Genomic DNA, 6857 nt, shown 5'->3' with positions numbered 1-6857 from the left:
CCCCTGCCCCATGTTCAAAAACGATCGTTTTTGAACACTTTGAAAAAAGGGCAGGGGAGGCGGGCATTCGTTGATCCGCGTTGCAGGTTTGGAACGGCCGCTAGTGAACGCGTTTGTTAACCTAAGAAAGCAGTATAACCTTTTGGTCTGAAAAAAGGTCAGAATGACGTTTTTGCTTGACATTCACGGGCTATCGGAATCTCCGATTGCTGCGAAAATGTTAGCAATTATGTTTATCAGGCCATCTGATGCCGCCATGTCTCGCCGGTTTTGAGGATGGCGTGTGCGATGGTGATGAGCCTGCGCGCAATGGCAATGATGACGACCCCGTCTGCTTTTAAAGTCGCGCACGCCCCTCGTACATGAAGGTGAGGGGTTTGGGCCCTGGCAGATAGCCTGTGCTCAAGTTTTCAACATGAAATCCACCTTCCGTCAGGAGAGTCGCCGTGGGCCGGTCCAGATGGCAGTTGCCAGCGCAGAGGCGCCACAAGGGCGTGATCCGCTCTTGCCAGATCCTGATGTTCCTATCCGGTGCCTGACCGTGTTCGGCAAAGTGCAGACGGCCGCCTGGCCTCAGCACCCGTTTCACTTCACGCAGAACCTTGCGGACGTCGCCAACGCTGCACAGCGTCCAAGTGACCACAACGGTATCGAAACTACGGTCTGCGAACGGGAGATCTTCCGCGCTTGCCTGTAAAATATTTGCCGGGTAGCGGAGCGCGGACGCCCGCCTCAGCGCCATTTCCACAAGGGGTGCCGAGGTGTCGATCCCCACCAGCCTCAAAACGCCAGCGTCATAATATGGCAGGTTCAGCCCCGAGCCAACGCCCAGCTCCAGGACTTCGCCGGCCGCCCCCGCGACGGCCCGTTCACGAAGCGGCGTAAGCATTCGGTGACCCATCGCAAGATGTGTCAATCGGGGGAGAATGAAGGTGTCGTATATTCCCATGAGGCGTTTCCTTTCAGCCTGTCATCCGCTTTGTGCCAAGGAATGGCAATTTGCCCAGCAGCCACTAGGCAAAACGAGCCAGCTGCCGGTGAAGAATGCGAATGGCATCCCGTTTGCACCCATCGTGGCCTATCACTGTCATCTTCGGTCTCCTTGAATATTGCGCTCAGCAAAACGAGGTGAAACCGGTGCAGGACCAATACGCTTCAGCCCAAGCGACCAAGCGCTGGAAACATTTCGAGCATCCGATAAGACAGCGCACTAAAACTGTTCGTCGCCATCAGGATGCCCATGAGTACCATGATGACACCCGCCACTTTGTGCAGCCATCGGCCTGCGTTTCGAAGTCGGCGTAGGCGAAGTGAAACCCCGTCCGCAAAGGCCGCGACCAGAAGAAAAGGGATGCCGAGGCCGACGGAGTAGATGGCCAGCATTGCCACGCCCTCGCCAATAGTCGCGCTCGCGGCACTGGCGGTCAGAATCGCCCCAAGGATAGGGCCGATGCAGGGTGTCCAACCAAACCCGAAGGCAAGCCCGAGGATGTAGGAGGCAAGCGGCTGCCCCCCGGGCAGGTCGAAGTTGAACCGCAGGTCGCGCTCCATTGCTGACAGACGGGCCGCGCCCATCATGAAGAGGCCGAACAGGATGATGATGACGCCGCCAACAAGGTTCAACTCGTAGCGCCAGCCGAGAAGGGCCTGGCCGAGTGCTGTCGCCGAGGCCCCGAGAGCAATGAAGATGGTGGAAAAGCCGAATACGAAACAGAGGCTGAGCCAGACCGCCCGGCTCCGCGATGGCTCGGAAACAGCGTTTCGCCCTGCGATATAGGAAACATAGCCCGGCACAAGCGGCAAGACACAGGGAGACAGGAAGGAGATCGCCCCTGCAAGGAGGGGAACGGTGAGACCGAGAGCCGAAAGATCGGTCAATTCTCAAGCCTCCCTTCGACGGGCGGCGCGGGGTTCAGCCGACGCGCGGCCAGAAGACACACCGTCGGCACGACGACCCATTGAAGAAGCGGCGTCAGACCGGCGTTCAGCAATGGCACAACCGGCATTGCCTCGCGGTAGGCCCAAGCACCGCGCAGCTCGATGTTCAGCCATTCGCTGAACACGGTGTAGAAAACGCCGAAAACCACCGCCAGGACCAGAACCGGCCCCGCCCGCCGGCCGGGCCACGCAGGGTGTCCGGTCAAGAACAGGGCCAGAAGCAAGGTGCTGGCCGCGATCAACAAGTCGCCGCCAGTGCAATGCACGACAGCGAAGGCAATCTCGTTCCAGCTGCCCTCGACCCAGATCGTATAGAGCTGAACGTGCAGGACTTCCCACACGAGATGTCCAATGGACGAATACAGAATATAGCGCCGCAAGGCCGACAACCAATCCGGACGCACCGCCTGGTGCAGGTCTCGTATCATCTGAAGAGCTCGCCTAGTTTGTCACGGAAGCCTGGCTCGGGCGGCCGCATGTTCGTCAGGCCGTTGATGTAGAGCATCATGTCTGCGTGACGGAACGCGCTGCCATGAAACAGGCCTGCATGCCGCCCGCCACGGTCAATGATGTGGACCGCCGGTTCCGTTCCGCCGCGCGAGGAAAGCCCGGAGAACGCCTCGGAAAGATCGGCAACCGGTTCACCCGGGAGCGAAGAGGCCTGGATGCAGTTTTCACCGGCAGCGAACCCGGCCGCGCCCGGCTCTGCAACATTCACAAAGCTCACCATGTTCTGCATCGGGGTAATGTTCACGGCCTGCCGGACCCGTTCGATCAGCCGCTGCTGCGCATCACAAGGCGCACCGCAGCCTTCGGGCGTGAAGCTGAGGACGATGATCCTGTCGGTCATTCCGTCAAGTTCAACGCCGCGACTTGCGGCATCGATAAGTTCCAGATGGGGCAGGCTGCGGGTGTCCGTCACCTCGAAGGCTGGCTCCCTGGCAGCCGTCACCTCGTCCAGTCGATCCCCGGGGTGATGTGCAAAGGCCGGGGAGGCCAGCAGGACTGCGGCAGCGAAGGCATGGCGCATTCTCATTCCGCCTCCGGACCGGAAGCGCCGGGACCGAGGATCGGCACTTCGACGGTCACCTCGCCCGCTTCCTGGAACGACAGCGTCAGTGGGAATTTCGCCCCTTCCTCCAGCTTCTCCGTCAGGCCCATCAGCATCACGTGCATGCTGCCCGGCGCCAGCATTACCGGAACGTCCGGCTCAAGCGCGAGCCTGTCGAGATGCGTCATCCGGCTGGTCCCCGCCGCGTCGGTCTCGACGGCATGGATCATGACCTCCGCCGCCACAGGGCTTTTGATCCCGACCAGCTGATCGGCCACGTCAGATCGCAGCGTCAGATAGGCCGCACCCGGGCGTGAGGCGAGGATGCTGGCCCGCGCCCAGGGGTCGGACACCGTGACCTCGGCCATGGCCAATGCTGGCAGGGCCAGTGCAAGCGCCGTCAGAAGAACCTTCATCGCATCCGCTCCTCTTTTTCGATCCGCATGGCTATTTCCTCGGCCAGCGCCTCAGGTGGCTGCTCGCCTTCCACGAATACGGCCTCGAACGTGCCGTCTGGCCGCATCAGGTAGAGGTGGCCGGCATGGGCCATGACATAGCCGTCGGGCGCGGTGGCGTTGTCGCTGCGCTCGAACCATGTACGGAAATTCCTGGTCGCCTCGGCGACTTGCTCTTCGGTCCCTGTCAGGCCGATCATCCGCGGGTGAAAGGCGGAGACATATGCAGCCATCACCGGCACCGTGTCCCGTGCAGGGTCCACGGTCACGAAGAGTGGCGCGACGTTGTCCGCCTTGCTGCCAAGGAGGTCGAGAACGTTGGCCATGTAGGCAAGCGTGGTCGGGCAGATGTCGGGGCAATGCGTGAAGCCAAAGAACACGAGCTGCCAGCGCCCTGCATAGTCCGCCTCTGTCACGGCCCGCCCGTTATGGTCGGTAAGGGTAAAGGCCGAGCGGATGTCGGCCTCGCCTTGGAATGTCGGCGCGGATGCGGCTGGCACGGGCGGCGCCATCCACAGCGCGAGCCCTACCGCGATTGCGGGGAGGAGGGTGGCGGACCAGAGGACAAGGCGCAGGCGCTTGATGTCGGTCGGGGAAATCTTTGTCATGTCTGTCGCTTTCATCCCGCCCGCACCGAGTGCGCGAGCGGGATTTTTCTTTCGTCAGCCTTCGCTGCCGGCTTCGTCATGGGACTTCATGTGCTCGTTCATGGTCTGCATCATCTCGTTGCAGTTCTCCATCATCTGCATCATGCCCTTCATGTCGCCGCCCATCATCTGGCCGTCCTTCATGTCACCGTGCATCATGTCGCCCTGCATGGTTTCCTGCTCGGGCGCATCGGTGGTGCTGGTGGCGCTGTTTTGCGCGACGGCGGCAGTCGCCAGCAGCGCTGCCAGGGCAGTTGCGGTCAGGGTGGATTTGATCGTCGTGTTCATGGTCTTCTCCTGTGGTTTCGGTTCAGTCAGTGGTAGAGCGCGGCATTTCCGCCGCGCCAGTCTTGCTTGCGCAAGATTTCGAGCCGCTCATCATGCACAGACCCAGCCCGCACATCGCAATGCAGGGCGCCAGACTGAGGATCAGCGGCGCAGCCCCGACAGCGACAAGCCAGCCCCAGTTCATCGCCATTCCGGCGGTGACAAGGGCGAGCGCTGCAAGGATCAGGGTGCGGCGGCCAGGGCGGATGCCGATGCGGGGACGGGTTGGCTGCGGATGCGCCCCCGCGTCTATCTGGGTCATTGGCTGAGGTTCCTTTCTTCGTTGAGGGACTGGATCAGGCGAATGGCGGCACGGCCGTCCCATTCGGCAGGACCGACGAGGCGGCCACGTTCGCGGCCGCCCCGGTCGATGAGGATTGTTGTTGGCAAGCCGACCGCAGCGATGTCCGCCATGACGCGTGATTTTTGGGCCAGATACGGTTCGAGGTGTCGGATGCCGAGGTTGTCGTAAAACCGGCGCACCTCCGCCATTCTCTCGTCGATCGAAAGCGCAAGAACATGAAAGCCGCTGTCGTCGAGACGGACCTGGAGCCTGTCGAGCGCCGGCATCTCGTCAATGCAGGGCGGGCACCACGTCGCCCAGATGTTCAGCAAAACGATCTGTCCGCGGAAGTCGGCCAGCGCCAGCTTCCGTCCCTGCTGGTCGACAAAGCTGGTTGATAGCATCCTGCGCGGGACGTCATGCAGCCTGAGGGGCACACGGGCAGAAGCCGGCGCCGCCGCAAGCACCAGGGCTCCCGTCAGAACCGCGCGGCGCATCATGTCCCTGCCTCCGCCTGGAGGCGCCGCACGATCGGCAGGATCTTTTCCTCGAGAGCGCGGCGATCGAAGGGGCCGACATGCTTGTATGCGATCTGCCCTTCGGCATCGATCACGAAGGTTTCGGGCAGTCCATAGACGCCCCAGTCAATGGAGACACGACCGTTCCGGTCGGCGCCGATCCGCGTGTAAGGGTTTCCCAAATCGTCCAGGAACGCCCGCGCAGCCTCCGGCGCATCCTTGTAGTTGATCCCGAAGATCGGGACGGCACCGGTTTCGGCCAGCTCGACCAGCAGCGGCATCTCGACCCGGCACGGCACGCACCACGAAGCCCAGACATTGACGATGGACACCTTCCCGCGCAGGTCGGCATTGGAGAAGCCCTCCGCCATGCCTTCGATGGGTGGCAGGGCGAACTCGGGAACCTGGCGACCGACGAGCGCGGAGGGCAGCTCATCGGCCTTGCTGAAGAGACCCCAGAAGAACGCCGCTGCCAGCCCTGCGAAGATAGTGAGCGGCAACAGGGCCCACCAGGAACTCCGTCTGGCCTTCGCTTCGGTGCTCACGGGGCAGCCTTTTCTTTGCCGGTCACGTCGGCTTGGAAGCCGCGCTCCCGTTGGGGCCAGGTGCTCTTGATATAGCCCAGCACGGACCGGATCTCGGCATCCGTCAGGATGCCCTCGAAAGCCGGCATGTCGCTCTCGTACCCTTCGACCACGGCTCCTACGCCCAGCTTGGTGATGGTGAACAGCTGGTTATCGGGGTGGTGCCAAGTGTGGCCGGTCTTATCATGGGGCGGGGCCGGCATGCGGCCGTTGTCTAGCCTGCGCTTCCAATCGGGCTGTCCCTCAAGATCGGCACCGTGGCAGGAGGCGCAGTTGGCGGCGTAGATCTCCTGCCCGAGAGTGATATTATCGGCCGTCACAGGTTCACCCATGAAGGTCACGCCCTCGGCGGCAGACTCAGACTGCGTCGCCCCTGCGGCCAGTGCGGCGGCTCCTGCGACCGCCGCGCCCGACAGGATCAGGCCGAGCCGTTTCATCCCCGCCCCCGAAGATGTTTCACCAGCGCAACAAGGGCCAGCACCAGCACCGCCATTAAGAGCAGCATGAACACACCGCCGCCCAGCATCATCATGCCCATCATCGGGCCGCCCATCATTCCCATGCACTCACTCATCAGAATAAACGGCCACGCCGTCCTCGCCGAAGGAATAGGTCTTGAGGGTCCCGGTCTTGACCTGCGCCATGCCCGGTGCGTTCGAAGGCATGCCGGGCAGCGTGATGCCGTCGATGTCCGGGCGCTCGGTCACCAGCCGTTCGATGATCTCGACCGGCACGAGGCCGCTGACGTAATAGCCGTCCACCTCTGCCAGATGGCAGCCGAGGCCTTGTTCCGGCACGCCCACATCCACCGAGCGGCGGTCGAAGTTGCGGTCGTCCGCCAGCGTCACGACATAGCCATGCGCTTCAAGATAATCGGCGTAAGTGTCGCAGCAGCCGCAGCCAGGGTCGCGCCAGATTGTGACTTGGTGGGCGGCGTCGGCCGCCGCCACGACCGGCGTCGGGGCAAGCTCGCCCTGTGCCGGAGCAAGGCTGGTGAAGGCGAAGGCGCCACTGGCTCCAAGTGCAGCCAGCGTGGCGGCGGCAATCATCTTTT

At 62.5% G+C, this 6857-nt stretch carries 12 protein-coding genes; all 12 read right to left on the bottom strand.

Going from position 1 to position 6857, the window contains the following annotated elements:
- Positions 1–337 precede the first annotated feature (337 nt).
- Positions 338–949: a class I SAM-dependent methyltransferase gene (locus TY51_RS10190; RefSeq protein ID WP_042249170.1), complete on the bottom strand. Its 612-nt coding sequence runs from the start codon at positions 947–949 to the stop codon at positions 338–340.
- 206 nt (positions 950–1155) lie between these two features.
- On the bottom strand, positions 1156–1878 hold the full coding sequence (locus tag TY51_RS10185; RefSeq protein ID WP_042249167.1) for a cytochrome c biogenesis CcdA family protein: 723 nt from the start codon (positions 1876–1878) through the stop codon (positions 1156–1158).
- Positions 1875–2366: a hypothetical protein gene (locus tag TY51_RS10180; RefSeq protein WP_042249164.1), complete on the bottom strand. Its 492-nt coding sequence runs from the start codon at positions 2364–2366 to the stop codon at positions 1875–1877. The genes TY51_RS10185 and TY51_RS10180 overlap by 4 nt, the downstream gene beginning before the upstream one ends.
- Positions 2363–2968, bottom strand: coding sequence for a hypothetical protein (locus TY51_RS10175; RefSeq protein ID WP_042249161.1), 606 nt, complete (start codon positions 2966–2968; stop codon positions 2363–2365). The genes TY51_RS10180 and TY51_RS10175 overlap by 4 nt, the downstream gene beginning before the upstream one ends.
- 2 nt (positions 2969–2970) lie before the next feature.
- Positions 2971–3405, bottom strand: coding sequence for a copper chaperone PCu(A)C (locus TY51_RS10170; protein ID WP_042249158.1), 435 nt, complete (start codon positions 3403–3405; stop codon positions 2971–2973).
- Positions 3402–4052 (bottom strand): SCO family protein, encoded by a 651-nt coding sequence (locus TY51_RS10165; RefSeq protein WP_042249176.1) that lies wholly within the window; start codon positions 4050–4052, stop codon positions 3402–3404. The genes TY51_RS10170 and TY51_RS10165 overlap by 4 nt, the downstream gene beginning before the upstream one ends.
- Before the next feature lie 54 nt (positions 4053–4106).
- Positions 4107–4379, bottom strand: a complete 273-nt coding sequence (locus TY51_RS10160; protein WP_042249153.1) for a hypothetical protein — start codon at positions 4377–4379, stop codon at positions 4107–4109.
- A gap of 22 nt (positions 4380–4401) precedes the next feature.
- Positions 4402–4680, bottom strand: coding sequence for a hypothetical protein (locus TY51_RS10155; protein ID WP_042249150.1), 279 nt, complete (start codon positions 4678–4680; stop codon positions 4402–4404).
- Positions 4677–5201 (bottom strand): TlpA disulfide reductase family protein, encoded by a 525-nt coding sequence (locus tag TY51_RS10150; RefSeq protein WP_042249146.1) that lies wholly within the window; start codon positions 5199–5201, stop codon positions 4677–4679. Before TY51_RS10150 ends, TY51_RS10155 begins: the two co-directional genes overlap by 4 nt.
- A complete protein-coding gene (locus TY51_RS10145) occupies positions 5198–5764 on the bottom strand; it encodes a DsbE family thiol:disulfide interchange protein (RefSeq protein ID WP_042249143.1) in 567 nt (188 codons plus the stop codon). The genes TY51_RS10150 and TY51_RS10145 overlap by 4 nt, the downstream gene beginning before the upstream one ends.
- A complete protein-coding gene (locus TY51_RS10140) occupies positions 5761–6240 on the bottom strand; it encodes a cytochrome c (protein WP_042249140.1) in 480 nt (159 codons plus the stop codon). Before TY51_RS10140 ends, TY51_RS10145 begins: the two co-directional genes overlap by 4 nt.
- A 129-nt stretch (positions 6241–6369) precedes the next feature.
- Positions 6370–6852: a DUF411 domain-containing protein gene (locus TY51_RS10135; protein WP_052650014.1), complete on the bottom strand. Its 483-nt coding sequence runs from the start codon at positions 6850–6852 to the stop codon at positions 6370–6372.
- Between the last annotated feature and the right edge of the window lie 5 nt (positions 6853–6857).

The organism is Paracoccus sp. PAMC 22219, assembly GCF_000787695.1.
Lineage (GTDB): Bacteria > Pseudomonadota > Alphaproteobacteria > Rhodobacterales > Rhodobacteraceae > Paracoccus.
This window is presented reverse-complemented; position numbering and strand designations above follow the sequence as displayed.